Genomic DNA, 25,285 nt, shown 5'->3' with positions numbered 1-25,285 from the left:
GGACGCTCGTGGGCCGCAGCGGACGGGAACGCGGCAGCGTCGGCCGCCAACGGTGCGTCGTTCAGAACCGTGGCTACAGCTGCCGCTAGCGCAAACCCAGTGAACCGCTGATGATTTCACGCTGAATCTCGTTGGTGCCGGCGTAGATCGGTAGCACCAGTGAGTGGCGCACGTGGCTTTCCATGTCGTATTCGGTCGCGTACCCGTAGCCGCCCATCATCTGCATGCCCTCCAGTGCGATGCGTTTGGCGACTTCGGAGCTCTTGATCTTGGCCATCGACGTCATACGCGTCGTGACTGGGTCGGCGCCTTGTTCGAGCCGTTCGGCGACTTCGTAAGTGAGCAGGCGGGCGCACTCGAGCTCGGTGGCCAGATCGGCAATCCGGTGACGCAGCGCCTGGAACGTGCCGATGGCCTTCCCGAACTGCCTGCGCTCCTTGACGTACGCGATGGTGTCGTCCAGCGCCCGCTGGCCGATGCCCAGGCCGACCGCGGCGCAGAGCAGCCGCTCGCCGTCCAGACCGGCCATGATTTGCGGGAACCCACGCCCGTTCTCACCAACGACGTTCTCGGCGGGCACGAAGCAGTCGGTGAAGAAGACGTCGTTGACCTCGCGACCTCCCAGCGTCGAGATGCGGCGAGTTTCAATGCCTTCGGCATCGCGGGGCACCTCGAAGATGGTCAAACCCACATGCGGCTTCTCGTCGCGGCTGGTTCGCGCGACCAACAAGATTCGACCCGCCCGGTGTGCATACGAGCACCACGTCTTCTGCCCGTTGAGTACATAGCCATCCGCAACCGGCTCCGCCCTGCAGGCGATGGCCGCGACATCGGATCCCGCGCCGGGCTCAGAGATCGAAATCGACATGATCTCGCCGCCTGCGATCGCGGACAGCGCATCATGCTTCTGCTGCTCGGATCCGAATCGCTTGTAGCATCCCGCAACGGTCGTCGTCGGACCGAGCGCCTTGACCGGCGCAAGACCGCGCCAGAGCTCCTCGAACAGGATCGTCTGCTCCACGTAGGTTCCACCGGAGCCGCCGTAATCCTCCGAGATTGCGATGCCCAGCCAACCGAGTTCGGCAAGCTTCTCGTAGAGGACCGAAGATTGATCCTCCTCGTCAGCGTCGAGCAACGCCTCACGCTGTTCGCGCGTGCCGCATTCGCGCGCGCAGAAGTCGCGCACCGCCCGCTGAAAATCCTGCTGCTCGACCGTGAGGGTCATGCTTGCGGGAACCGTCTGTCGGGAAAGAGCCCCGCGGCCACACCGTTGCGCAGCACGGCCGGTGCGCCCCCGGCGACCACGTTGGTAACACAGTCCCGATGAATGCGCTGGATGGGGAAATCGGTAGTCACGCCATAGCCGCCGTGCAATTCCATTGCCTTGAGGGTGATCTGCGGACCGACCGTGGCGCCGAACAGCTTGGCCTGGGTCACTTCTGCGAGCTTCGGGAATCGGCCCTCGATCGCCGAGGCCGCGGCCCGGTAGGCGAGCAGCCGCAAGGCCTCGATCTGGACCCACATGTCGGCCAGCGAATGGTAGACGGCCTGAAAGTCGATGATCTGCTTGCCGAACGCCTCGCGCTCTTGGGTGTATTTGGCAGCCTCGTCAAAGCCGGCCTGGCTGAAGCCCAGCCAGAAGCCGCAATTGTGCAGCCGCTCGAGGTTGAAGGCCGTCATCAACCGGGCGAACTGGCCCGGGCCGACGATGACGTTCTCGGCGGGCACCCGGACGTCGCGCAACACCATGTCGCCGTGATGGATCCCGCGATCGCCGATGTAGACCGGGCCGCGCCGGATTTCCACGCCCGGCATTGAGTTCTCCACCACGATGGCGCCGATCCCTTTGGCACCTGGCACGTCGTCGAAGCGCACGAAAGTCGCGTTGAGGTCGTTGACGTTCGACCCGGTGAGAAAGTTCTTGGCGCCGTTGAGAATGTAGGCGTCACCATCGCGGACCGCGGTGGTGCTTAGATGCGTCAGGGCGGAGCCCGCTTGCGGTTCGGTGAGCGCGATGTTGCATGCGCGACGGCCGGCGACGATATCGTGTAAGTACTTTTCCCGTACGGTGTCGCTGCCGAGTAGGAACATCGATGGCCCCGGACCGCTGGTACAGAACACCGGCTCGGGCGGCAGCCAGGACTGGGCGTAGCGGAACAGCGCTTCCACGACGATCAAGTACTCGACCGCTCCGCCGCCCTGACCGCCGTACTCTGTGGGCATTGCGACACCAAAAAGCCCTTCTGCACCAACACGATCGAAGATCTCACGGTAGGGCGCGTCGTCCGACTCGTCCCATTCGCGGGCCTGGTCGGCGAACGACCGGCCGAGTTTCTCGGCACGCGCCTGCAGGTCCTGTTGCTCCGGAGTCAGGGTGAAGTCCATCTAACGGCGCTCCTCTTTGGCGACGGTCAGATCCAGCGCTTCGAAGTCCCATGTCTCAGTGGTATTTCCAGCCTCACGCAATTTGTGCTTCATCACACGGCCAACACCGTTGCGGGGGAGCGCGTCGAGGAAGTCGACATAGCGCGGGATTGCAAAGTAGGGCAAGGTGGTCTTGAAGAAGTCGAACAGCTCGGCCGGTTCGATCGGCGAGCTGGTGACAATGCAGGCCTTGATGTCGTCTTCGCCCAGATCGGATGCCACGGCGACCACCGCTGACTCGACGATGGCCGAGTGGGCGTCGATGGCCTGTTCGAGTTCGAAGCTGGCAATGTTCTCGCCGCGGCGGCGCAGACTGTCTTTCTTGCGGTCGACGAACGTGAACGCTCCACTGGGAAGGCGCCGGCCATAGTCGCCCGTGTGGTACCACAGACCCCGCAACGCTTCGAGAGTCGCCGTCGGGTTCTCGAAGTAGCCGTCGAACATCGCATACGGTGCCTCGGGGCGAAGACAGATTTCGCCCGTTGCCTCGCCATGCAGCACGTTGCCCTCGTCGTCGAGGAGGGCAACATCGAGGTCGGGTGCCCCGATACCGCAGCCGTTCGGGTCACGTCGGTCCGATGAGAGCGGTGTCAATGTGGTTGGCATGCACTCGGTCTGGCCGAAGATGTCGACCCATGGATCGACGCCGAAACGCTCCCGGAAGGTCGCCTGCGCCGCGAGCGTTAGCGGTGCGCACATAATCCGGGTGACTTTGTGGCCGCGGTCGGCCGGCGACGGTTCGGTCGCGAGAATTGCTGCGCCCATCGCGCCGACGGCGATCATCACTGTCGCACCGACTTCCTTTGCGCGCGGGAAGTACGCCCGGGCACTGAACGTCCGTTGCAGGTAGGCCGGTATACCGTGAATCAGCGGCAGCGTGACGGTGATCAGCTGTGCACCCGCGTGGAACAGCGGCAGGCCGGCGAACAGGACATCGCCCTCGACCACCTCGAGCGCATGCCCGACAATTTCTCCGCTCCGGCAGTAATAGCCGTGGCTGGCCACGCATCCCTTCGGCAGTCCCGTAGTGCCGGAGGTGTAGAGGATCGACATCGTGTCGGCCGCGGTCAGTTCCACCCGTGGCGGTGTGTCGCCGCGGTCGAACAGACTCGCATAGGCGATCTCATCACCGTCGGCGTCATCGAGCACGATCACCGCTCGGAGGTCGGGCAGTTGGCTCCTCAGCGGAGCGACTGCTTCGCGGCCGGCGGCGTCGGTGACCAAAAAGCCCGATCGGGACTGGCGCAGCTGGTGCAGCAGAAACTCGCCCTTCAGGTAGGCGTTCAAGGGCACTTGCGCCGCACCCGTCTTCGCCACGCCGTAGAAGAGCTCGAGAAGCTCGGTACGGTTGGGCGCGAGCATCGCAACCTGTTCGCCGCGGCCAACACCCAGCTGCGCCAGCCCGGTGGCAAGCGCGTCCGACCGTTGATCCATCTCGGCGTAGGTGTAAACGTTCTCGTCCATGGCACAGCACACGCGATCGGGCATACGTGCGGCGCGGGCGCGCAGGATGTTGCCAATGGCGTCACGAACCATTTCGCCAGTCCAACCTAGAAGCCTGGCCGGCGCAACGATAGCGGTCGTTGACGCGCCGGGGTGGTGGGCCACCCACCCTTGAGGCACCGATGGTGCAAGCTTGGTTTAGGTGTTGTTGCATGTCGTCCATCTTCGAGGGTGCGTTAACGTTCATTTACGCATTTTCCTCATGGTGTCGAGTGGTTTTGGCTCGCCCGTGAACTGACTTGCTGCCTCACCGACGGCCCAATGCTCGCGCGCACCGGCGATTATTTTGAGACAGTACGGCCCTAAATTCCGTTTGTCAACGGTACCAGCGCAATCCCGGCGGTGAACGGTGGTTTCGGTCGAGCGCGTCGGGAATCGTGTCGCGGGTGTGGGTCGCCGTGTTGCTCACGCAAGATTCCTGAGCTCCGCGCGCCGCCGGTTGGCACCACGCTGGGTCTCGTTGGCTATTGCCAATCGCCAACGACGTGATGTGACGCAGCTCACACTTTGATCTATTGGATGCATGCCTGATATCCAGGTACAGCAGCACTAACATCAACAATTAACCTTGGTTAACAGTGTTAAGAGTCAGAGGAGCGATCATGGAGGTCGTCTGCCCCGCGCTGCCGGCGCTGGAAACTTTGCCCTTTGCTCATGACCGCGACGCCGCATGGCACATGCTCTTGGCGCCCGGCAAAGTTGCGGTGTCCGATGCCGGCGTTTACTTCCTGAGCGGCGCCGACGTCGTCGAGGAGGCGGCCAGAAATCCGGAGCTGTTTTCCTCTCAGGGCGCGTTCGATCTGGTGGGAAGCCCGTTTCCCATGGTGCCGATCGCGTTCGACCCGCCAGAACACACCCGCTTCCGGCGGGTTCTGGACAAGTTCTTCGGTCCCCGCCGCATGGCCGAGCGCGCGCCGGAGTTGCGCGAGCAAGTTGGCAAGCTCATCGATCAGATCATGGCGGCCGGCTGTAACCCGGAGGTCATGAGCGCGCTCGCGGTTCCGTTTCCGTCCCAGGTCTTTTTGACGCTTTTCGGCCTGCCGCTCGATGACCGGGATCTTCTCATCGGCTGGAAGGACGCAGTTTTAGCCTTCTCCGCCGCCGAGGGCGCCGCGGCATCTCCGGAAACTCTGGCGCGAGGCAGCGAACTGGTGAGCTATCTGAACGGGCACCTTGCCGCCCGCCGCGGTAGCGACGGCGATGACTTGCTGAGCCAATTGCTCTCCGACTCAAGCGATGGCGCACTCACCGAGGAAGAAATCATCGGGCTGTGCTTTTTGTTCCTCATCGCTGGGCTGGATACCGTAACCGCCGCAACGGGATTCGCGCTGTACGAACTGGCCCGCAATCCGGCGTTGCGAGCCACGGTGATTGATGACGAAGAAGCGGTTACACACTTCATCGAAGAGGTCTTGCGAATCAACCCGCCAGTCCCTTATGTCCCTCGGATGACCACCGCAGAGGTCACGGTCGCAGGCGTGACGATCCCTGCGGGATCAAACTGCTGGCTTGGGCTGGGAACCGCCAACCGCGACCCCGCACGATACCCCGATGCCGACGTCATCCACCAAAGGCGGGACAATCACTTCACATTCGGCCGGGGTCCACACCGCTGCCTCGGTTCACACCTTGCTCGCCTGGAACTACGCCTCATCATCGAGGAATGGAACCGGCGGATTCCCGCGTACTCGGTCTTGCAGGAGCCCACAGTCGGGTGGCCATGCGGGACGCTCCACTTCGGCGAGCTGCATTTGCGGATTGGCTGATTAGTTCAGCTCGTGTTCGGGCTCGCCAGTTCAGATCTGTTACCGGTGAGCCAGTCAGTGATGCCGGCTTGCTCCTGTGCGCGCTCGTCGTCGCCGATGGCTCGAAGCAGCAGCACGACCATCAGGACGAACCAGCAGAAGTAAACGCACAGAGGGACCCACCAGGCGAATATCCCGTTCCACGCCAGGGGGCCCGTTTTGAAAAAGGGGATGATCGCGGCCGGCACCCAGATCATCGCGACCCAGATGTTGAAGTAGCCGGCCCAGCGCGGAAAGACCGGCTTGCTGCCCTTGTCGAGCAGGATCGCGACACCGATTGACGCGACTTGGATGCAGGCCGAGGAGATGATCCCGAGGAACATCAGCCAGGCCATGTCATTGAGCATTTGAACCGTTTCGGGATTCCATTCGTGGAGGCGGTACAGCGCGGTCTGCCAGATCGCGAAAGGCACAAGGAATTCCACGCACAGCAGGCCGCCGGAGACCAGCTGCGACTCGGCAAGAACCGACCGAACGCCTTCCATCCGGCGCATCTGGGCGGCGATGACCGCACAAAACGGCACCAGCAGCGCACACGAGAAGAGGCTGATCACCAGGCCGAGGCGGATGAGGTTGGTGTGGTCGCTGAACTGAGCCACGAGCGCAGCGCGCGATTTGGCCGGGCTGGGCGGCGGGATGAAACGGCAGAGAAATGTGAACGCCGACGCCCAGATGGCGATCATGACCGGACCGCACCACACGCACAGTCGTTGGGCCGTCAGGTTCATGTTAGGCATCGGCCGTCCTCCTCATTCACGTCGAGTTGCCTTGTCGCATTTATTCGTTTCGGAGTGCATGCTGGGCGGCCAGCCGTCCCGGCCACCCGACCACCCCGCCGGTGGGATGCGTGCCGGCGCCAGTCTGGTAGAGCGCCTTGATCGGGGTGTTGTAACCGCCGAGGCCGTGTGCCGGGCGATTCTTACCCAACCGGGTAACCAGCATGTCGACGTGGAAGTACGCGCCCGCGGGTGCGGCGAAGCGGTTCTCCAGATCCTGCGGGGTCGACACGACCCGCCCGATCTCCGTCTCTAGACCACCGAGGAAGCGCAGGCTCGATTTCCAGATCTGTTCGGTGTAGGCGTCTTTGTTGACGTCCCACCCGTTGCTCGGATAGCCCGGCACATTCGAGTGCAGGTAGAGCACGTCACCCTCGGCTGAGGCGATCGACCGATCGGGCGCCGACAAGATGGCCATGTACACCGGGGGAGTGTCCACATTGACTCCCCGCTTCATCGCGTACATCTGCTCGATGTGGTCCTCGAGGGTTCCGGTCATAAAGGTGGTAGTACGGATGTCCTCGCCATCACGTTTGGCTCGGGCCGCTTCGGCCTTCGGGTAACCGACGCGGCCCGCCGTCGCAACATCGATCTTGAACGCGGCGGCGTTGATCGAATTCGCCGGAATGAGCGCGACCTTGTTGCGGTCTTCGCGGCTCAGCTGGTCTTGCGGGACCAGCTTGCCCAGGGTGATTTGCGCTGCGGCGTTTGAGACGACCCCGCGTCGTGCGCGTAGCTCGGTTTCGTCATCGAGCAAGACTCCGGTGGCGCGTCCGGCGTCGACGCGGATTTGCTTGACCCCGTTGCCCAGCCGCACCACGCCGCCGTGGCTCTGCAGCTTGCCCTTGAACGCCTCGACCAGGTTTGTCATGCCGCCGCGGGGCCGTTGGACACCGAGGTGGCGGTGCACGCCGGCGAAACCGAGGAAGTAGGCGCCCGAGCCGACGGCGTCCGCCGGGCCCACCATTGACGACCAGTAGGCCCACAGGCCGCGCATGGCGTCGGATTCAAAGGTTTCCGAGATGAGTTCGAAGACGTTGAGTGCCAGCATGCTGCTGATGAAGCGGCGGGTGGCCCGGTCAGGGCGGTGACGCAGCAGGTATTTGGCGAAATCAAGCTTGCCCCATGCCGAGGCGTCCTGAACCGTGAGAATGTCGACGAGGTCCATCACCCAGTCGATCGGTCCCCGGAGTTGCTCGTAGGTGCGTGCGTCCTTCGGGGAGAAGTACCGGATGTCGTCCAGCGTGCGGGCGAAGTCTCCCCACAGCAGCAGTGTGTCGCCATCCTCGTTCATCCACCCGTAGGGATGCGCCAGGGGGACTGTGTCATAACCGAAGTCGGCCAGTCGCATCTGGCGGGCGAGCGGTGTCTGTGCCATGAAAAGGTCATCCATCGCCCCGATGCTCAGCTTGTGCTCGGGCGCGTCCTGCAGGTAGGGGTAGCTTGCCGAAAGACCGCCCAGAATCGGCAGCCGCTCGACCACACACACCGAGCGGCCCTGCTCAGCGAGGGTGGCTGCCGCGCATAGCCCGTTGTGTCCCGCGCCCACTACGATGTAATCGAACGTTTCCATAACTAGAATCCTAGGTCAGTCGGGATAGGGCAGTAAGAATTCGGGGAATATAGGCTCTTTCATCGACCTTTGGCGGGGTCAACACTAGCTCCGCCCCGGCTCGAACGTAACGATCGTTCCGTCGTAGCTTAAGAATGTGAATACGCATGCTTCCGGTTCCCGGTGAGCGTCTCAGAGGTTTGCGGCGGCAGCAGGCGCCACCGGCCGGTTCCTATCCGAATGAGGCCGTCGATCGCGATCACCCCGAGCACCATGCTGAGCAGCGCCGCCGCCATCCGCACCCCGGTGGGCATGTCGGTGTTGGTGATTGCGAAGTACGGCATCGCCAGTACCCAAGACGCCATATAGGTCGCGAACGGCACGAACACGAGCAACAGCTGCCGGCCGCCGGTGAAAAACCACGACAGCCGGACGGCCACCACGGCGCCGAACAGTGAACCCAGGCTGTTGATCACCAGCCAACTGACCGGGAAGCCACCGATCGCAAAGGGTTGATTCCCGTAGTAGACGTACAGCCCGGCGCGCAGCATCGGGATCTCCAGCAAGACGTTGAGAACGCCGAAAATGCCGATGCCGTACCACATCGCCCGGTGGCTGGTGCCTCGTTTGAACGCCGACGCCATCACGTACGACAGCCCACCGAAGAAGACGACGTACGCCAGCACCACCCACACCGGAATGGATCTGCCGAAGGCGCTATAGGCGATGACCCCATCGACGGGGAAGAAGCAATGGCCGAGCACGTCGACCGTCGCTTCATTGAATGAGCAGACGTAACCGCCGACCAACATCAGCAAGAAGGCCGGCGACCCGGATCGTCTCCAATCAATCAGCGCCGCAGCCACGAAGGCCGCCACCACCACCGCCAGGACCACGGTGATGATCGTCTGCGCTGTTGCCGGAGTGGTCATGCCCCAGGGTGGCTGTGCGATCGCGAGTACTGAGGTTGTCATGGTGCGCTTCCCGTCCGTTGCGTTACCGATGAGCCCCGACTAGCCGACACTCGCCGACATTTTGTCGGCGAACAGAGCCGAGACACGGGCTGCTGCTTCCTTGCCGCTAACCAACCCTCCGTTGAGGCCCGGGATGCGGTCCAGGTCGCTGGCGAACTGCACCCGTGAACTGCGGTCGATCTTCTTGCGGAAGTCGGCTATTCGCTTGAAGCGACCTTTGTCGAGCACCGGAACGGATTCCGGCCAGCGGAACAGTGCGTGCTGCTCCAGGTCGCCGGGAAGCTTGCCGTAGTAGTACTTGACCCGCTCCAGCGCGTGATCGACCAGGTAGTCGTCGTCGCGGTCGTCGGTTCGGTTGAGATAGGCGGGTGACAGCAACACCGAGATGAGGCCCTTGCCCGCCGGTGCTCTGCCCGGCGCCTTGTTGTGGTCCGCGATCACGGCGATGGTGTCGGGGTCGTCGTAGGGGGAGACCATCGAGAAGGTTCCCGGATCGTCCGGTCGCGCCGAGAACCCGAGCGATACGTTGCCCAACCGGTGGTACCGGGCGGTTTCGTAAAGGCCGCGGTGGTTTTCGTCCATTTGCGGATACATCTGCAGCGCGGGTGGGGCTGTCGTCGCTATCACGGCGGTGTCGAAGGTTTGGGTCTGTTCGCCAGACGAGGGGGTCGTGTAGGTGACTTCGACGGCGGAACCGTTGTCGGTGACGTTGGTGACGGTGTGCTCGAGCTTCGTGTCGACCAGCGTCGCCAACTTGACGGGGAGCCCGGCCACGCCGGAGGTCAGGTTGAACACCGACTTGACCAGCATGTTGCGCACCGTCCAGTGCAGAAGGGCCACCGAGGTGTCGTGATCCTCGTGGACCCAGGTGCCGCTGACCAGCGGCGCAGCGATATAACGGGCAAGCTCGTTGTTGAGCACCCGGTGGCAGTAGTCGTAGACGGTTTCGTTGTCGATCTCGGCGAGCCCGTCATAGGTGTCATAGCCGAGGCTGGCCCGGTGCTTGAAGACGTCCGCGAACAGTCGCAGCGCTTTGATCTTGGCCGGCCAGGAGATCACCTGCGTGCCCAAGCTCGCACGGATCGGCTTCGCCAGATCGAGGTAGTGTTGCTTGCCCTGTCGCGGCATCCCGAAAATCACTGGCGTTTCGACGAACTCGTTGCTCAAGCCGACCTCATGGATCATCGCGACCGCCTCGCGGTAGGTCCCGAGATACACGGCGGTACCCAGATCCATCACGAAGTCGCCCTTGCGCACGGTCCAGATCCGCCCGCCCACCCGGTCGCGGGTCTCGAACACAGTGACCTGAAAACCGGCTTTCATCAGCTCGTAGGCAGCCGCCATCCCGGCGATGCCGCCCCCGACTACCGCGGCGGTGCTGTGCTGTGTCATTGATGCCTCCTTGGCAGAAGCTCGGGTCGATCCGGTGCTGATTGACGTGAGATCGGCAGCTTCGGATCGGGGCAATTGAAGGCGGTCGTGGGGCCGCACACCCCACCGTTGCGCCAGGCTCGTTCGATGTGCGCCTTGGGCATGGGCCCGGAGTGCAACGCGTAGAACCAGTACGGCATATTGAAGGCGATCAAGATCGCCAATTGTGCGGCGCCGGCGATCGCGCAGAACCTCGCGAAGGTCTTGGTGCCTTCCCGCTTGAACTTCAGTTTGTCGATGCCGCGTTCGGGCCAGGACCTGCCACGGTCATCGCGGAAGAAGTGCAGGCAGCTCAAGATAATGAACGTTCCCGGCCAACTGAGCGGCTCGTAGATCGGGAACTGGTGATCGGTGCCGGCGAACAGCGTCAGCCACGGGATGGTCGACGAGTAGCTGATCAGCCCGGTCCTGGTCATGATCAGCTCGACGATGAAGTCGCCGACGATCATCACGAGATAGGTCTGCACGATAAGGCGAAATACGCTGCGGGATGGATCTTTTTTGCGCTGATGGGTCATGTACCGGGACCCGGCATAACCCGACATCGCGCACATCCACAAGTAGGCGGTGAAATACACCATCGGCACCGGAATCAGCTGCCCGTTGCCCGAACTCCAACCGGGGATGTGCGACAGCCAGCTGCCGAAGTTGACGAACGTTGTGGCGTATTGGAATTGGTAAGCGGTCCAATCGATCCAGGGCTCCTGGAAGAACATCAACCAACCAGCGAGAAAGAACAGGCCGTCAAAGCTGAAGCGGCCGGTGCGCAGCTTCGGGCCGATCACGAAGTGCCACAGGATCCAGCCGGTGATGAAAATTCCAAAGATCACTTCGACGCAGCGAACCAGGACCACGTACCAGGTGGGCTCTTCACCTCGGCCGAGCGTGTTGGGGGTGAAGTCGCCGCTGACGACCCACATGGTCCAGCAGTAGGCGATCAGTGCAAGCCACAGGAAGCCGTGCACGATCCACACCTTCGCCCATGTCCGCTGAGCCGCGACGGGATCCGGGCCCGCCGCGTCGACCCCCACCGGCTTCTTTGCCGTTAACGGGCGTTCATCGAGCATCTGACCACGGTAACAGACCGATCTGTCAGTGAACAGATATTTATCTGTTTGTCGACAGAATCGTCGTACACTCATGACGTGCCCAGTGTGATCAAACGCCCACCGCGGACCAATCAGGAGCGCGTCGAGGAGTCGACGCTCGCCCTCATCGCCTCCGCGATCCAGCTGTTCGCCCGTCAAGGCTACGAACGCACGACCGCGGTCGAGATCGGCATCAACGCGGGCTTTAGCCGCAACATGGTCCGTGACCGTTACGGTTCCAAAGAGGCGTTGCTGCAGTCGGTTTTCGATACCTTCGCCGAACTATTGCTTCCCGCAGTGCGACGCGAGCGTGGCGGCACTGGCCTGGATCGTGTTCTTGGTCAGCTGGACGATCTGCTGGATGCGGTTGAGCGAGAACCCGAAACGATGCGGGCGATGATGGTGCTCACCTTCGAGACGCCCGCCGCTTTGCAGAACTTCGCCGGCTGGTTCGATCGCCTCATCGCCGACTACGAGGCTGAACTCGCCGACCACCTCGCCGGGGGCCGAGCGGACGGCTCGGTCAGAAGCGACCTCGATCCCGCGCGCGAGGCAGAAGTGTTCGTCTCGTACGCGATCGGACTGTGCTTCAGGTCGGCCCTGCGCCGCGATGGCTACGACTTCGCCGGAGAGATCAAAGCCTGGCGCGCGCGGCTCGCGCAGCGCTATTCGGTGAAGGAGGCGGCGGTATCTCACGCTTCCGTTCGAGAGCGCGCGTAACTGACGTTCAGCGGGGTCGGCGCGGTGAAAGCGGTTTACGGCAATCGTGCTGACGCAGCCGAAGACCGCTGCAAGGCGCCAAAGGAATCCAAGTCGTCGATCATGGTCGTCATGCGCTCGAGGTTGGCCAGCGATACTTCGTCGGGTTGCATGGCCGGCTGGAGCCGGCCGGCGCCGATGGTGTACAGCCAGAACACCAGGCCGTGGAAGGCTTGTTGGCGGTACGCCAGCCAGGCCTCCTCGAACGAGAGGGCGGGTCCTCCCGCGGCATGCAGGCGGTCGACATACAACTCGATGAGCTCCCGCTCCCAGCTGCGCCGATCATCCACGGTCAGCGCGGAATTGAGCGCGTAGGAGACATCGAGGGCCCATATGCCGCGACTGATGAGTTGCCAGTCGTACAGGCCCATCCCACCGTTGGGCGTCAGATACCAGTTGCGGGAATGCACATCGGAATGCAGCAGTGTGTTGGGTGCCGAGTTATGCATCGCCAGGGAGGTCATCAGCGCCGGGAAGACCTCGGCCCGGCGACGACGGAACCCCGCGGGGAAGACCGACGCCGCGCGGTCGAAGCCGATCAGCGTGCGACGCGGAAAAGCGATTGTCTCGTTGACGTCGATCTGCCACCTGTGCGCATCCTTGACGATTGCCAGATCACCGGCGAAGCGGGGGCTCTCCCACAGTGTTCCGTGGACGGTAGCCAACGTGTTAACGATCGCTTCGGCCCGGGTCCGGTCGATGTAATGTTTGGTCGGGTCGCCAAATGTCGCGTTCTTGGCGCTCGCCACGTCTTCCATCAGGAACATCGAGCGTCCGGATCTGTTATCCACCGTCATGTAGTAGCCACGCGGGGCCTCGATGTCGAGGGTGGGTCGGATGCGGTCGTAGAACAGCGCCTCGCACGTCAATGCTGCTGACGGAACGGTAATTGCTCGCGAGGTGAACTTGGGCGTGGACTTGGTAAATACCGACGTCGGAAGTCCCGCTTGGCGGCCAACGTCGTTGTAGTCGATGGTCAGCACTCGCCTGCTGGTCGACCCGTCGCTTCCTGAGCCGCTCGACACCGCGGTGACCCATGCTCCCGGGTGTCCGTGGCACAAGGCGGCCGTCAGCCACTCGGGTGTCAGCGCGTCCACCGACGGCGGGATTTCAGCGAGGGTCGTGGGTTTCGGACGGCTTAGACGCTCACTGATGATGTGCGCGCCGATTCGGCCCAACTGGCCGGCGACCCTGATCTTCTGGGTAAGCGACTCGGGCATGAGGTTCTTCTTTCGCGACGACGCAACCACTCGGTTATTGATACCATCAATATCAAAATTATGCAGCCAGATTCAGCGAATCAAGCGACAGTCCCCGCCGGAGCGTTCGTTCCCCCACGCACGATTGTGGTCGCCGCCGACGTGGTGGCCAGCGCATTGCGGATTCGTCAGCGGCGGTGAGTGGTCATGTCAGGCGCTGTGTGCCGCCGCGGCCGGTGCGGTAGGCAGCGCCACGATGGAAAGGCGCTCGCGGTGAATCGCTCGACGCAGCACGACGAAGTTGACGATGAAAAAACCGCTGAAGACGACGACCGGGACCCAGATGCCGAACAGGCCGTTCCACGCGAACGGGCCCTTGTAGAAAAAGAACAGCAGCTGATCGGGTAAGACCGTCAACGCCAACCAGCCGTTGGTATACCCACACCATCGCGGAAACACCGGCTCCGCACTTTTGTCGCACAGCGAGGCGACCATCACCGACAGCGGCATAGCGAGGTACATGGTGACGCCGCCGAGAAACTGCAACCACGCCATGTCGTTCATCAGGTGGATCAGCTCGGCGCGGCGGTCAGGACGAAAGGCCGCGGTCAACCACCAGACCGCCGGATAGAAGGTCAGCACCATGTTGCCGGCCGCGCCCAGTAGGAAGGTGTAGGTCAAGACGCCGGCGGTCCCCTCGATGCGTGCGATGAATTGCGATGTCACCGCCGCGAACGGGATGAAGATCAACGCGGCGAGCATCACCACCAGCATCCCGATGCGAATTCGCGTGTAGTCGCTGTGGTAGAGCGCAGCGATCTGGGCGGCGTTGGCCGAAGGGGCAGTCGGCGGTAAGAACCCGGCTATCGCACCCCAGCCGATGAACAGGGCAACCAGATACGCGATTGCACACCACACGCCAAACATTTGGATTCGGGATTTGGTCAAGGGATCCATTGGCGTCTCCTTCAGGTTCGCCCGTGGCCGCCGCGATGAATAGGGGCGCCCGACGGCGTCTACCACGCTACGTTGAAATCTAGCAGATTTGTTAACGTGCGTTTACTCAAACCATCGAACTGACGTTTCGTCGCAGGGTCAAAGCCCACTACGCCCGACTAGCGGGCGATACGCGGCTTGCGGCTGCGCAGCGGTGTTACCTCGGAACCAACGACCGGAGGCTTCTTTTGCCGAACGCTCTTCGGTGCCGACGCCGTGCCGGACGCGTCGGTGCCCAACCACTCCAACCCTTGCAGGGCGATCCCGGTCAGGATGTCAGCGAGCCCGGCCGTCCGCAGCGACTTTTCCGGCCACATGGAGGTTGAGTCGATCAGTCCGTGAGTCGCGTGCACGGCCGCATTGAGCACATCGCGCGACTGGTTCGGGTAACAGGCATGAAGGCAATCCACCCACCGGTCGATGTAGCGCTTGATCCGGGCGCTCAACCTTGACCTGTACGCCTTGGGAATCGAATTGCGTTCTCTGGTCCACACGCTCATGAGTTCACGCTCTTCAAGGGCCCGCTGCACGTGGCCCCGCACCAAGTGCTCCAGCTCCTCCCGTGGATCATCGAATTGGCCGCCTGTCGACATCAGGACCCGGTCGATCGCCTCGTCCAGAAGCGTCATCAGGATCTCGTCCTTACCGCTGAAATAGCGATAGATCGCCGGCCCGGACACCCCCGCCTTCTCGCCGATGAGATCCACACCGACGCCGTCAAAGCCGCGCTCGTGGAACAGGTGCATCGCTGTGCGCAGGATCTGTTCTGAACGGTCGTTACGTCTGGGCATTTCTCAACGGTAGCGCAGGTTAACCGGTGAGCCCGGCATTCGCCCTCGGTATAACCATGAACAACTGGGCTTTGGCCGAGCTTCTTGGTGACCGCGTCCGCCATTCCTGGCTTGTCATCTCATGGCGTCCTGGCTGGGGGCGTGCGTTCGGCCAGCCGCGGTGGCCGCTTGGCGGCGAACGCCTGTGTTGCTTCAGCGAAATCGGGTTGCTGCTGAAGCCGGCCCTGGGTGTCCGCTTCGTACTTCAGCTGACTGGCGAAGTCGGTTTCGAGGCCCCGATGATGTGCTTGCTTGATCGCCGCCACGCTCACCGACAGTTCGGCGAAACGCCGGGCCATTGCGACCGCATCAGTAACCGCCTGACCATCCTCGGACAGGCGGTTCACCAGGCCCCAATCACGCGCCTCGGCCGCTGACAGACGCCCGCCGAGGAATGCTAGTTCGTTGGCGCGTCCCAATCCGACGACGCGGGGAAGTAGCCACGTCAGGCCCGCGTCGGGCATCAGCCCAATCTTGGCGAACGACAACTCGAATCGCGCTGACGGGGCCGCGACCCGCAGGTCACACGCCAGCGCCAATGAGACGCCGGCGCCGGCCGCCACGCCGTTGATCGCCGCGATGATGGGTAGCTGTAGTGAGCGCATCGTCATCACCAACGGGTTCCACGCATCCAGGAGTACCTGGCGGGCGTCGCCCACATCGCCGGAGATGTCGGCGCCCGCGCAGAATCCCCGCCCGGCGCCGGTGAGCACAACAGCGCGGATGCGGCTGTCGGCTTCCAACTCGAGGAACGCCGACCTCAGCGTGTCGGCCGCGGCGGGGGTGACCGCGTTGAGTCGCGCCGGCCGGTTGATGGTGATCACGCCCACGGTGTCGTCATGCTCGACGAGCACATCCGTTGTGGGCTGCGTGTGGTCGGTGGTAGGGATTGAGGACACCATCGCCGTTACCGTCCTAAGAACTGTCGTACGTAGTCGTGCCACTGCACCTGTTGTAGGTCGCCGTAGCAAATCTGGCCTTCACACTCCCATCGTGCGAGGCAGATCCAGGTGTCCATATTCGGCCACACGGGAATGCGGTTGGCTGCAACGACTTCGCCGCGGATCTCGTAGTCGCGGCCGCTCGCGTCCGTCATCAACATCTCGGCGGTGGTGGGTACCAGCGTCGAATAGTCGTGACTGACGCGCTTGCGAGTCGATACGACCGGAATCAACTCGCCCGCACGGTAAACCCAGCCACCCTTTGTCGGATCGTCTCCGGGAATCTGCAGATGCCCTTTCCAATCGGGTTCGAGATCTGGATGGTCGTATGCGGTACAGCCGAACATGAAGTTCTGGTTGAAGACACCGGTCATCCAGTCAATCGGCGGCGTCGGCGCGTGTTGTTCGCTGCGGCTTTGCCCCCACGACCGATCGCGCACATGCGTGCAGTCCACCTCGTACGTCTTGCCGCGCAACCTGAGTTCGCCGCGTGCGTGCATCGCCTGCTCGAAGTGCATGCCGGTTTGCAGCAGCATGGGCTCCATCAAGGCGTCGACCTCGATGTCGAATGCATTCTGCCGGGCTTCGTCGGCATAACGCAGCCGATGCTTCTTGAGGGGTGCGATCGTCTGCACGTGGTAGCCGTTGTCGAACTTGTAGTCCCATAAGTCGTTTCCGAGGACATCCTCGCTCATGAAGGAGGTCCAGTTAAACAGTTCGGATTGGAGCACATGTTGTTTAACGCCTTGCCAGACCCAGGCACCGCCGGACACAACGCCCAGGTTCGGGTGGTGCCACAGATACGTGAGCGCGTGGATGTCCTCCTCTGGGACGCTGAAACCGAAGAATTGTGTTTCGGTGAGTGTCGGCGATCGGTTCACGTCCTTGAACTGCCGATGCAGTAGGTCATCCTCGGGTGCGGCGGTCTTGAACGATACGTTCTTTTCTTCCCAGAACGCCTTCGCGTGCGTTTCAGTGGACACTTAAGGCTCCCTTCAGGATTCGACGAGCTGCCAACATGGCTGTAACAGCGGTGCTTGGGCCGCGCGTTCGGCTTCGGTCATATTGCGCTGCAGAGCACTGACCGCCACGATGATCATGTAGGCCGCGAACTTCTTGAAGTAATCGAAGTCGCGCAGCTGACGACCGCCGGCGGCGTGGTACATGGCCAGCCATTCCTCTTCGCTGGGCGGCTGTAACAGCCCGCTGTCGGGTGCGGCCGCGAATATCCGGTTGCTGAGGCATTGCAGCGCCAGATCCGCCTCGGCGCGACCGAGGCTCGACATCTCCCAGTCCAGGACCGCGCTCAACCGCGTGCCGTCGAAAAAGTAGTTCTGCAGCGTGGAGTCGCCATGCATCAGCTCCGGCGCGCCGTCGGGCAGGTGATTGAGCAGCCAGCGGCGCGCCGGTACAAGACGCTCGAACACCGGTAGGCGCACCCAATCCCAGGTCCGCCAATACCAGTTGATCAGCCGTTCCAGCGGTGCGACACCGGGCGCATTCATCACGAAGTCCTGCAGCCCACGCGCTTGGATATCGGTGTTGTGGATGGCGACCAGCGCCGCCATGACCTGGCCAAGCATCTCCTCGCGGTCGGCCGGCGAGGCCTCGGCAATCGGGCCCTGGATGAAGGCCGCGGGGTGCTGCCCCCTTCCTCGTACCCGCGCCATGACATAGCCGGATGTGCCGAGCCAGCGGCCATCGGGGTCGAGCCACAACGGCTCTGGCACCGGTACGTCGCTGCCGTGCAGAGCCCGCTGTAGCCGGAACTGTCGTGACATGTCGTATTCAAAGAACAACCGATTGTCGCTGACCGGCGCATTGCGCAGCACCAGTTCGTGTGTGACGCGGCCTTGGCCGGTGTCGAAGGTGGCATCGAACAGCACTGTGCCATTTGACGCGCCGACTTCACCCGCATCACCGATGACCGTCACGTCGACTTCGCCGTCGACGTTGGGCTGGTTCACGATGAAGTGACGGATCTCATCGGCTCCGATCTTGTGAACGGCGGTCTTGCCCGCGCCGATCACCGAGCTGAGCATCGACTGCACATCAGCCATGAGCGAACTCCTTCGTGTGGCGCCAATGACCGTGGTGCCTATGCAAATTGGCCGCGGCGCGGTTGCCCCAGGCGACGGCCGTGTTCTGGCCGGTCTGCGACAGATAGTCACCGGCGAATTGGATGCGCGATGCCGGATCGATGCTCGAGGTGAACTCGGCGATCCGCTGATAGACGCCAACAGACGTCTGCGGCAATGCCACTGGCCAGCGGCGCACATAGGTGAAATCGACCGTGCCCCGCAATTCGGGGAACAACCGCAGGACTGTTTGCAGCGAGCGCGCGATGAGTTCGTCATCGGAGCGGTGCATCCACGCCGCGGCTGCCGACATCTCCCAGCACACCGAAACTAGGCCGTGGCCGGTCGGTGCGCGGTCGGACGCCTTGTTGTTTTCGATGATGATCATGCAGATCTCGCGGTCCTCGGCGGCCGGCAGCTGGACTAGGAACGCCGGCGTATTCGCCGGTCGTGTCGTTCCGATGGCGACGTTGATCGCCTGGGTGAAGCGCAGCTTTTCGTTGAGCGGGCCGAGCTGTGTTCTGGCCGGCTCGCAGATGGTGGCCGCTATCGGCAACGGGGTGGCGACGACGCAGGCGTCGGCTTCGACGCTCTTCGTCTCGCCGTCGGGACCGCGATAACTCAGATGGACGCCGTCGGCGGTGTCGGTCAGCGAGAGCACGGGGGAGCGCAAGTGCACTGTGTGTACCCGTGACAGCAGTGCGTCGATGATTGCAGCCTGTCCACCCGCCAGCGTGGACAGCCGGCCGGCGACCGCATTGACCAGACCCGACATCAGCTCGACGCGGCTGACCTTGTCTGAGTTGGCAAGCAACAGCGCACGCGTGATGGGTTCGCCGAAGTAGGCGTCGGCCTCGGCGCCGGCCAGCCTGCGTAGGTAATCGCGAGCCGTCTCGGTGTCAAGCGGTGCGGCGGCGCGCAAGTCGTCGTACGACAGCATGCCGCGCAGAGTCGCTCGCACGACGTCGACTACCACTCGCGCGAGCCTGAGCTTGGTGGACAAGGTCAGCACGTCGGTTGTCAGCCCCGACCGGATCAACCGGTCGAGGCGTAACAGTCGGACTCGGCCATCTCGGTACACGCCGAGATACGGGGCCGTGTCAACGATGCGCAGATTCAGCTCTCTGGCCAGCTGCGTGGCGACCGGATAACGCGCAGCGAATGCCGTCGCACCGGTATCGACGCAATACCCTTGTCGCACGATTGTCTCGACGCGTCCACCCGCACGGGGTTCCGCTTCGAAGACTTCTACCCCCCAGCCAGCTTGCTGCAGGCGGTACGCGGCGGTGAGGCCGGCGATTCCAGCGCCGGCGACAACCGCTCGCCGCGGCTTCACAGTTGATGGGCGGGGCACCTTGTGGCTTCTGCGACTCTCGTGTCGGAGGTTATTTTGAGACAGTAAGGTTTATAAATGGCCGTTGTCAACCATCGTTTACTGAAAAGTCTGCAGCGACCCAGCCGCGAATTACATCTGCCCAACCCCATCACGTCCATCAGAGTGAAAATCACGGCCCGCGAGGTAGTGTATCAACGCATAAGAGGAGTCAACGATCGTTTACGTGTCTCGATTCGAGTCGAGTCAGGGACCACGACCGACCAGGGAGGACGCGAATGCTGTCGCCACAGGCAAATCTGAGACTCCTGCAGCGCACTTCATGGAGCGGGTTCGTCTACATCGCGTTCCTCATGGTCGGTATCTGGCCGCTCGCCGGCTTCTTCCCGTCCCAGCCGCCGAGCTGGAACGCCGCTCAGATCACTCGGGTCTACCACGACAACACCATGGGAATCCGCATCGGGATGGTGCTGGTGCTCGTCGGTTCGATGTTCTACGTGCCCTGGACAGCGATGCTTGCCAAGCTCATCGCGGCCGTCGAGGGAAAGCCGGGAATACTCACCTACTGTCAGATCATTGCCGGCTGTACCAACGTGCTACTCACCGCGTATCCCGCCGGCTGGTGGCTTACCGCGTCGTTTCGGTCCGACCGCGACCCGCAGATTGTGCAGCTGCTCAACGACGTCGCCTGGTTGCAGTTCCTCGGGGTGATCGCGCCGTTCTACTTCGTCGTTATCAGCATCATTTATGCCTCGCTCGCCGATGAGGACACCAACCCCATAATTCCGCGCTGGGTCGGGTGGTTCAACGTATTTTTCATGCTCGACCTGATACCGCTGAGCATCATCTTCTTCTTCAAGACCGGACCGTTCGCCTGGAACGGGTTGTTCGGCTTTTACCTGCCGTTCGCGACGTTCTGGATCTGGTTCTTCGTGATGACGTACACAATCCGTCGCTCGTTGTACCGGCTCGACGATGTGCCCGCTGTGTCGGCGGCTTCGGTCCGGGCGGTGTGAGCATGCCGCGCGCCGCCATCGTGGGAGCGGGCCTTGCCGGGCTGACGGCGGGCCATCGCCTACAGCAGGCCGGCTGGCAAGTCGATGTCTTCGAGGCGACGAACACTCCCGGTGGTCGCGTGCAGACGGTGCGCCGCGATGGCTACGCGATCGACACCGGCGCGTCGGCGCTCGGTTCGACGTACCACGGCTACTTGGCGCTGGCGCGTGAGCTGAATGTCGAAATGCGCCGCACTGCACCATGTATCGCCATCCGCCGCGCGGGCGTCACGCATCTGCTCGACATGGATCACATGGTGCGCTCCGGGCTGAAAACCGGCGTACTGTCGCTGGGCGCCAAACTGCGTGTTCCCCGATTGGCTTTCGACGTGGCGTTGGCCAAGGCGCGTGGCCGGCTGGACTACGCCGATATGCGCAAGGCCGCGCCGCTCGACACCGAGAGCGCCCGCGCGTATGCGACGCGCGCCCTCTCGACCGAGCTCGATAGCTACCTGTGCGAGCCGATCGTTCGAACGATGCTGATCGCGGACACGGACAAGGTGTCAAAGGTGGAGTTGTTCTCCGGGATCGGCAACATCTTCACCGCGAAGATCCTGGCCGCTGTCGGCGGACAGGGCCGGATGCCTGAGCGGCTGGCCGACGGGCTCAAAGTACACCTGCAGACGCCGGTCACCGAGGTGCGGCGCACCGAAAACCAGGTCCGTGTCAGCCATTCCGGCACGACATCGGATTACGACGCCTGTGTCGTCACCTGCCCGCTGCCCGAGGCGACGGCCATCTGCGTCGACGATCGCGGCATCCTTGGTCAGCTCGATAACAGTCTGGGCTACACCCAATGCATCAGCGTCGCCGTCGGCACTTCCGGGCCACCGGACTGCCCGGCGTTTCTGGTGATGTTCCCGTCGGTGGAGGACCCCGACATCGCGCTGATGTTCCTTGACCACAACAAGGCCCCGGATCGGGCTCCGGCCGGACACGGCTTGCTGAGCTGCTTATGGGAGACCGGCGCGTCGGAGCGGATGATCGACGCGTCCGACGAGCGGGTGGTTGAACACACCCTGGCGACCGTGTTCGAGGTGTTCCCCGAACTGCGCAACACCGTCGAGTTCACCCATGTGACGCGGTGGCGGCGGGCGTTGCCGTTCACCCGGATCGGCGCCTACCAGGACATCGGGCGTCTCAACGCGTCGCTCGATCCGGCATCGCCGGTTCAGTACGCTGCCGACTTCATGTCGGCGGCCGGGCAGAACACCGCGGTGGAATTCGGAAATCGGGCCGCGCGCAATTTGATTGGCGCCCAAGCGACCTGAGGCGGCGGGCCCCAATGGGTGCGTCCGTCGGTGGCGAGCCGAACAGCGGCGGCCAGATCACTCTGGCCCAAATAGCGTGCCCTCCCACATGATCGCCAGGGTCTCTAGCAGGTCCTGTTCATTGTCCAGGTCGTCGTCGGCGTCGGTCCCGGCGAGATAGAACAGTTGCTCGCTCGACCAGAGCAAAACCGCACTGCGCTGACGCGCCTTCCCTCCAAGGGCCGCTTCGTGCTTCGCGTCACGCTCCAATTGTCCCGCGATGGCATCGGTGAATTTCTCGACGAGCGCGAGCCATTTGTCCCGCAACTCGGGTACGGAGTGCCAATTCTCGTGTGTGGCGTGGAAAACCGGGCGATGTAGCTTCCACAGCTTTGCCGATTCCTGCAGGACGGCAGCAATTGCCTGACGTCGATTGGCGTCAGGGAGCCGCTGAAACAACGGATCGAGTAGGTCGAACAGCTCGAGCATGACGCGGCTCAACACTTCGGCGACCACTTCGCCCTTCGACGAGAAGTAGGCGTAGAACGTCGCACGGGAAACCTGCGCCTCGTTGAGGATCTGGTCGATGGTGATTTTGTGAAACGGTGTTTCCGCCAACACCCGCTCGGTGGCTTCGACGATGAGGGTCATGTAGTCCGGCCGTGTGCGGCCGCTCAGACGTTCGGCCCTTCGCTTGTCCCGCACGTCGCGGAGAGTCGACGGCTCTGACATGGGCATTCCTCGCTGCTGCGACGGCCGGAACTGATCAGGCTCTGCCCGACTGTAATACGCACCGCGCCGCAGCCACGCTAGACGTACTGTTTCACCTACTATACAGTATGTTTACGTAAGTATACAATGCGTTCAACTTGAGGTGTGGCAGGGAAGGGAGATGCCGTGGTCTCGTTGGCCTTGACAGACAACTCGGCTCGAGACGTGATCGTGGTCGGTGCCGGCCATAACGGATTGACATGTGCGGCTTACCTGGCTCGCGCAGGCAAAAAAGTACTGGTTCTGGAGGCGCGCGACGTGGTCGGCGGCCTCGCGTGGACCATGGAAATGCCGAATGCGCCCGGGTACAAGGTCAATCCGTGTTCGGTCGAGTTTCTGCTGACCGGTGTGGAGCCGTCCGTTGATCACGAACTCGAGCTTGAAAAGTACGGACTGCGATGGGTGTACCCCGATACGTTGCTGACGTGGCTGGGCCCCGATGGGCAGGTAATGCCGATTTGGAAGGACCGCAGCCGCCTGGTCGAAGAGATCAAGCGCTATTCACACAAGGACGCTCGCCGCTACGAGCAGTTGTGCGACGACCTCACCACGACTCTCAAGGTGGCCCTGCCGTATCTGCAGGGGCATCCTGTGCGGGTGCGGCCGGCGGCATTGGCCGAGATGCTGGTCCGAGCCGCCAAGGGGCCCAGGTCGATCGCCCGCGGCGCCCGGGCCATGCTGGCCTCCATCGAACAGGTCTGTGAAGAGTACTTCGACCGCGACGAGATCAAGGTGCCGGTTGCCACCTATTCGCTGGCTAGTTTCGCCCCGACATGGGAAGCCGGCACCGGTCTGCACTTGTCGCTCATCGCCGGGTTGCACGAGTGGGGGGTGCGCCATCCCGTCGGCGGCACTGGCGCTTACACCCAGGCCCTGGCCCGCTGCGTGGAAGCGCACGGTGGCACGATCCTCACCGCCGCCAAAGCCAAAGAGATCCTCACCGAAGGAGGCCAGGCACGAGGCGTCGCGCTCGAAGATGGGCGGACGTTCACCGCACGTGAGGTGGTTGCCGCTACCGACCCGATCACCCTGGTGACCAAACTGCTCGACTCCGACGTGGTGCCAGAACAAACTCGGGACGAGGTCCGCGGACTTCAGAATCTGCACTCCAACATCTACACGTTTAAGGTCGACTGCGCGCTGGACCGGCGGCTCACCTTTCCCCGCTACCAACAGGGCCGCAGCCCAGAAGCGTTGTCGGCCATCACGATCTGCCCGAATATGGAGTACCTCAACCGCTCGGCCCATGCCGCGATCAACGGCGAGTTCACCCACGAGATCCCCATCCAGCACATCACCAGTTCGGTCTACGACCGCACTTTGGTGCCCGAGGGCAGTGACGGCGACACGCTCTACTTCTATGCGTTCAACACGCCGCGGAAACTGTCGGGCGGGCGCACGTGGGAGGACGAGAAGGAGCAGTACGTCAAGCTGATGATGGACAACTTCGCGCAGTATGCACCGGAATTGGGCGACGCGGTCCTCGACGTTCACATCACCACACCCGACGACTTCGAGTCGCAGTACCACATTACCCGCGGCAATTACGAACACGTGGACTGTTCCCTGGCGCAGATGGGACCCTGGCGTCCGACGCCGTCGTTGTCGGCGTGGAACACGCCCATCGACGGGCTGTGGCACACCGGCGCAGGTGCGTTCCCGATGGCGTTCCTCAGCGGATGGCCGGGGCGCGGCAGCGCTCGGGAGATTCTGCGACATAACGGCAAAAGGCGAATCACTCGGCGATTGGGCGGGCGTTCAGGGGTGGCGTCATGACGTATGCCGTGCAGCGCGCTATGGCGTGGTGTGGATTGGCCGTCATCGTGTTGACCTTCGCCGGCTTCATCGTCGCCCGGCTGTTTCCGGTGCCGCCGGGCGCCAACCTGAGCGCGAAGCAGATCGCCGAGTTCTACAGTGCCCATCCCACCACGACACGCCTCGGATTGTTGCTGGCTGCAATTGGGTTGGGATTCTTAGGGCCGATCGTCGCTTTGATCACTACACAGATGTTGCGGATCGAATCGGCGCCGCCCGCATTGGCGAATCTCCAGCAGATCGGCGGTATCTGCGTGGTGATCGTCACCGTCTTGCCGCTGATCGTCATGAACGTCGCCGCGTTTCGCCCCGACCGCGATCCCGCGGTGATTCAGGGGATCAACGATTTGGCATGGCTGCTGCTGGTCACCCCGATCGGGCTCTTCTTCCTCCAGGACATCCCGATTGCGGTGGCAATTCTGATGGACCGCGCTGCGCGGCCGGTATTCCCGCGCTGGGTCGGCTACGCCAACATATGGATTCCGCTCACTTTCCTGCCTGCCTTCTTTCCGTACTTCGCAAAGACAGGACCGGTGGCGTGGCAGGGGTTGCTCGTCTTCTACCTAGGCCTTGCCACGTTCGGCATCTGGGTACTCATCATGATGTGGGCGCTGCTGCGGGCGTTGCGGCAGCAGGAGAAGGAAGCAGGCGCGCAAGCAGTATCGCCGTCCAGCTCCGGTTTGGTACACGACTCGGTCAGTTGAT

Annotated in this window: 22 protein-coding genes; 6 read left to right on the top strand and 16 right to left on the bottom strand. The window is 62.8% G+C overall.

Annotated elements, in window-relative coordinates; all coding sequences use genetic code 11:
- Positions 1 to 85: 85 nt before the first annotated feature.
- Genes VNW74_RS30435 through VNW74_RS30425 form a run of 3 tightly spaced genes read right to left on the bottom strand, consistent with a single transcriptional unit; the run spans position 86 to position 3,960 of the window.
- Complete coding sequence (locus VNW74_RS30435; protein WP_325683859.1) at positions 86 to 1,225, bottom strand: acyl-CoA dehydrogenase family protein; 1,140 nt, start codon at positions 1,223 to 1,225, stop codon at positions 86 to 88.
- Positions 1,222 to 2,385 carry an acyl-CoA dehydrogenase family protein gene (locus VNW74_RS30430; protein ID WP_325683857.1) on the bottom strand — a complete coding sequence of 388 codons (1,164 nt, stop codon included), beginning with the start codon at positions 2,383 to 2,385 and terminating at the stop codon, positions 1,222 to 1,224. Before VNW74_RS30430 ends, VNW74_RS30435 begins: the two co-directional genes overlap by 4 nt.
- On the bottom strand, positions 2,386 to 3,960 hold the full coding sequence (locus VNW74_RS30425) for an AMP-binding protein (RefSeq protein WP_325683855.1): 1,575 nt from the start codon (positions 3,958 to 3,960) through the stop codon (positions 2,386 to 2,388).
- A 569-nt stretch (positions 3,961 to 4,529) separates the two neighbouring features.
- On the opposite strand from VNW74_RS30425, the gene VNW74_RS30420 reads away from it, so the two are divergent.
- Positions 4,530 to 5,693, top strand: a complete 1,164-nt coding sequence (locus VNW74_RS30420) for a cytochrome P450 (protein WP_325683853.1) — start codon at positions 4,530 to 4,532, stop codon at positions 5,691 to 5,693.
- Between the two features lie 5 nt (positions 5,694 to 5,698).
- On the opposite strand, the gene VNW74_RS30415 is transcribed toward VNW74_RS30420, so the two are convergent.
- The 5 genes from VNW74_RS30415 to VNW74_RS30395 form a co-directional block, all read right to left on the bottom strand.
- Positions 5,699 to 6,415: a hypothetical protein gene (locus VNW74_RS30415; RefSeq protein ID WP_325683851.1), complete on the bottom strand. Its 717-nt coding sequence runs from the start codon at positions 6,413 to 6,415 to the stop codon at positions 5,699 to 5,701.
- Positions 6,416 to 6,509: 94 nt separating this feature from the next.
- Positions 6,510 to 8,081, bottom strand: coding sequence for an NAD(P)/FAD-dependent oxidoreductase (locus VNW74_RS30410; RefSeq protein WP_325683849.1), 1,572 nt, complete (start codon positions 8,079 to 8,081; stop codon positions 6,510 to 6,512).
- 128 nt (positions 8,082 to 8,209) lie between these two features.
- Positions 8,210 to 9,034: a hypothetical protein gene (locus VNW74_RS30405; protein WP_325683847.1), complete on the bottom strand. Its 825-nt coding sequence runs from the start codon at positions 9,032 to 9,034 to the stop codon at positions 8,210 to 8,212.
- Positions 9,035 to 9,073: 39 nt separating this feature from the next.
- Positions 9,074 to 10,426 carry a protoporphyrinogen/coproporphyrinogen oxidase gene (locus VNW74_RS30400; protein WP_325683846.1) on the bottom strand — a complete coding sequence of 451 codons (1,353 nt, stop codon included), beginning with the start codon at positions 10,424 to 10,426 and terminating at the stop codon, positions 9,074 to 9,076.
- Positions 10,423 to 11,532, bottom strand: a complete 1,110-nt coding sequence (locus VNW74_RS30395; RefSeq protein ID WP_325683845.1) for a spirocyclase AveC family protein — start codon at positions 11,530 to 11,532, stop codon at positions 10,423 to 10,425. Before VNW74_RS30395 ends, VNW74_RS30400 begins: the two co-directional genes overlap by 4 nt.
- 78 nt (positions 11,533 to 11,610) lie before the next feature.
- Here VNW74_RS30395 and VNW74_RS30390 point away from each other — a divergent pair, with 78 nt between their 5' ends.
- Positions 11,611 to 12,273, top strand: a complete 663-nt coding sequence (locus VNW74_RS30390) for a TetR/AcrR family transcriptional regulator (protein WP_325683843.1) — start codon at positions 11,611 to 11,613, stop codon at positions 12,271 to 12,273.
- A gap of 35 nt (positions 12,274 to 12,308) precedes the next feature.
- On the opposite strand, the gene VNW74_RS30385 is transcribed toward VNW74_RS30390, so the two are convergent.
- From VNW74_RS30385 to VNW74_RS30355, 7 genes are all read right to left on the bottom strand, one after another.
- Positions 12,309 to 13,532 (bottom strand): phosphotransferase, encoded by a 1,224-nt coding sequence (locus VNW74_RS30385; protein ID WP_325683841.1) that lies wholly within the window; start codon positions 13,530 to 13,532, stop codon positions 12,309 to 12,311.
- A gap of 189 nt (positions 13,533 to 13,721) precedes the next feature.
- Positions 13,722 to 14,468 carry a hypothetical protein gene (locus tag VNW74_RS30380; RefSeq protein ID WP_325683839.1) on the bottom strand — a complete coding sequence of 249 codons (747 nt, stop codon included), beginning with the start codon at positions 14,466 to 14,468 and terminating at the stop codon, positions 13,722 to 13,724.
- A gap of 158 nt (positions 14,469 to 14,626) precedes the next feature.
- Entirely contained in the window at positions 14,627 to 15,298 is a 672-nt protein-coding gene (locus VNW74_RS30375; RefSeq protein ID WP_325683837.1) for a TetR/AcrR family transcriptional regulator, read from the bottom strand.
- A 119-nt stretch (positions 15,299 to 15,417) separates the two neighbouring features.
- Positions 15,418 to 16,239 (bottom strand): enoyl-CoA hydratase/isomerase family protein, encoded by an 822-nt coding sequence (locus tag VNW74_RS30370; protein ID WP_325683835.1) that lies wholly within the window; start codon positions 16,237 to 16,239, stop codon positions 15,418 to 15,420.
- Positions 16,240 to 16,244: 5 nt separating this feature from the next.
- Complete coding sequence (locus VNW74_RS30365; protein ID WP_325683833.1) at positions 16,245 to 17,261, bottom strand: DUF7064 domain-containing protein; 1,017 nt, start codon at positions 17,259 to 17,261, stop codon at positions 16,245 to 16,247.
- 12 nt (positions 17,262 to 17,273) lie between these two features.
- On the bottom strand, positions 17,274 to 18,338 hold the full coding sequence (locus tag VNW74_RS30360; protein WP_325683831.1) for a phosphotransferase family protein: 1,065 nt from the start codon (positions 18,336 to 18,338) through the stop codon (positions 17,274 to 17,276).
- Positions 18,331 to 19,692: an NAD(P)/FAD-dependent oxidoreductase gene (locus VNW74_RS30355; RefSeq protein WP_325683893.1), complete on the bottom strand. Its 1,362-nt coding sequence runs from the start codon at positions 19,690 to 19,692 to the stop codon at positions 18,331 to 18,333. The genes VNW74_RS30360 and VNW74_RS30355 overlap by 8 nt, the downstream gene beginning before the upstream one ends.
- A 275-nt stretch (positions 19,693 to 19,967) precedes the next feature.
- Here VNW74_RS30355 and VNW74_RS30350 point away from each other — a divergent pair, with 275 nt between their 5' ends.
- Complete coding sequence (locus VNW74_RS30350) at positions 19,968 to 20,705, top strand: hypothetical protein (protein ID WP_325683829.1); 738 nt, start codon at positions 19,968 to 19,970, stop codon at positions 20,703 to 20,705.
- A gap of 2 nt (positions 20,706 to 20,707) precedes the next feature.
- Complete coding sequence (locus tag VNW74_RS30345; protein WP_325683827.1) at positions 20,708 to 22,015, top strand: NAD(P)/FAD-dependent oxidoreductase; 1,308 nt, start codon at positions 20,708 to 20,710, stop codon at positions 22,013 to 22,015.
- 57 nt (positions 22,016 to 22,072) lie between these two features.
- Here the strand turns inward: VNW74_RS30345 and VNW74_RS30340 are convergent, their stop codons facing one another.
- Entirely contained in the window at positions 22,073 to 22,726 is a 654-nt protein-coding gene (locus VNW74_RS30340; RefSeq protein WP_325683825.1) for a TetR/AcrR family transcriptional regulator, read from the bottom strand.
- A 144-nt stretch (positions 22,727 to 22,870) separates the two neighbouring features.
- On the opposite strand from VNW74_RS30340, the gene VNW74_RS30335 reads away from it, so the two are divergent.
- Together VNW74_RS30335 and VNW74_RS30330 are read left to right on the top strand one after the other, a co-directional pair.
- A complete protein-coding gene (locus VNW74_RS30335; protein WP_325683823.1) occupies positions 22,871 to 24,541 on the top strand; it encodes an NAD(P)/FAD-dependent oxidoreductase in 1,671 nt (556 codons plus the stop codon).
- Positions 24,538 to 25,284 (top strand): hypothetical protein, encoded by a 747-nt coding sequence (locus tag VNW74_RS30330; protein WP_325683821.1) that lies wholly within the window; start codon positions 24,538 to 24,540, stop codon positions 25,282 to 25,284. The genes VNW74_RS30335 and VNW74_RS30330 overlap by 4 nt, the downstream gene beginning before the upstream one ends.
- The last annotated feature ends 1 nt before the right edge of the window (position 25,285 follow it).

Origin of the sequence: Mycobacterium sp. (assembly GCF_035570115.1) — a bacterium.
Taxonomy (GTDB): Bacteria; Actinomycetota; Actinomycetes; order Mycobacteriales; family Mycobacteriaceae; genus Mycobacterium.
The sequence above is the reverse complement of the archived record's forward strand: the minus strand, read 5'-3'. Positions and strand labels throughout refer to the sequence as shown.

What these genes read in the sequence shown, in the direction of transcription:
- VNW74_RS30395 (WP_325683845.1), bottom strand. Translation starts at nt 11,532, where the DNA reads ATGCTCGATGAACGCCCGTTAACGGCAAAGAAGCCGGTGGGGGTCGAC.
- VNW74_RS30415 (WP_325683851.1), bottom strand. Translation starts at nt 6,415, where the DNA reads ATGATCGCCATCTGGGCGTCGGCGTTCACATTTCTCTGCCGTTTCATC.
- VNW74_RS30375 (WP_325683837.1), bottom strand. Translation starts at nt 15,298, where the DNA reads ATGCCCAGACGTAACGACCGTTCAGAACAGATCCTGCGCACAGCGATG.
- VNW74_RS30345 (WP_325683827.1), top strand. Translation starts at nt 20,708, where the DNA reads ATGCCGCGCGCCGCCATCGTGGGAGCGGGCCTTGCCGGGCTGACGGCG.
- VNW74_RS30405 (WP_325683847.1), bottom strand. Translation starts at nt 9,034, where the DNA reads ATGACAACCTCAGTACTCGCGATCGCACAGCCACCCTGGGGCATGACC.
- VNW74_RS30435 (WP_325683859.1), bottom strand. Translation starts at nt 1,225, where the DNA reads ATGACCCTCACGGTCGAGCAGCAGGATTTTCAGCGGGCGGTGCGCGAC.
- VNW74_RS30380 (WP_325683839.1), bottom strand. Translation starts at nt 14,468, where the DNA reads ATGGATCCCTTGACCAAATCCCGAATCCAAATGTTTGGCGTGTGGTGT.
- VNW74_RS30425 (WP_325683855.1), bottom strand. Translation starts at nt 3,960, where the DNA reads ATGGTTCGTGACGCCATTGGCAACATCCTGCGCGCCCGCGCCGCACGT.
- VNW74_RS30340 (WP_325683825.1), bottom strand. Translation starts at nt 22,726, where the DNA reads ATGTCAGAGCCGTCGACTCTCCGCGACGTGCGGGACAAGCGAAGGGCC.
- VNW74_RS30350 (WP_325683829.1), top strand. Translation starts at nt 19,968, where the DNA reads ATGCTGTCGCCACAGGCAAATCTGAGACTCCTGCAGCGCACTTCATGG.
- VNW74_RS30400 (WP_325683846.1), bottom strand. Translation starts at nt 10,426, where the DNA reads ATGACACAGCACAGCACCGCCGCGGTAGTCGGGGGCGGCATCGCCGGG.
- VNW74_RS30360 (WP_325683831.1), bottom strand. Translation starts at nt 18,338, where the DNA reads ATGGCTGATGTGCAGTCGATGCTCAGCTCGGTGATCGGCGCGGGCAAG.
- VNW74_RS30385 (WP_325683841.1), bottom strand. Translation starts at nt 13,532, where the DNA reads ATGCCCGAGTCGCTTACCCAGAAGATCAGGGTCGCCGGCCAGTTGGGC.
- VNW74_RS30330 (WP_325683821.1), top strand. Translation starts at nt 24,538, where the DNA reads ATGACGTATGCCGTGCAGCGCGCTATGGCGTGGTGTGGATTGGCCGTC.
- VNW74_RS30430 (WP_325683857.1), bottom strand. Translation starts at nt 2,385, where the DNA reads ATGGACTTCACCCTGACTCCGGAGCAACAGGACCTGCAGGCGCGTGCC.
- VNW74_RS30420 (WP_325683853.1), top strand. Translation starts at nt 4,530, where the DNA reads ATGGAGGTCGTCTGCCCCGCGCTGCCGGCGCTGGAAACTTTGCCCTTT.
- VNW74_RS30370 (WP_325683835.1), bottom strand. Translation starts at nt 16,239, where the DNA reads ATGGTGTCCTCAATCCCTACCACCGACCACACGCAGCCCACAACGGAT.
- VNW74_RS30410 (WP_325683849.1), bottom strand. Translation starts at nt 8,081, where the DNA reads ATGGAAACGTTCGATTACATCGTAGTGGGCGCGGGACACAACGGGCTA.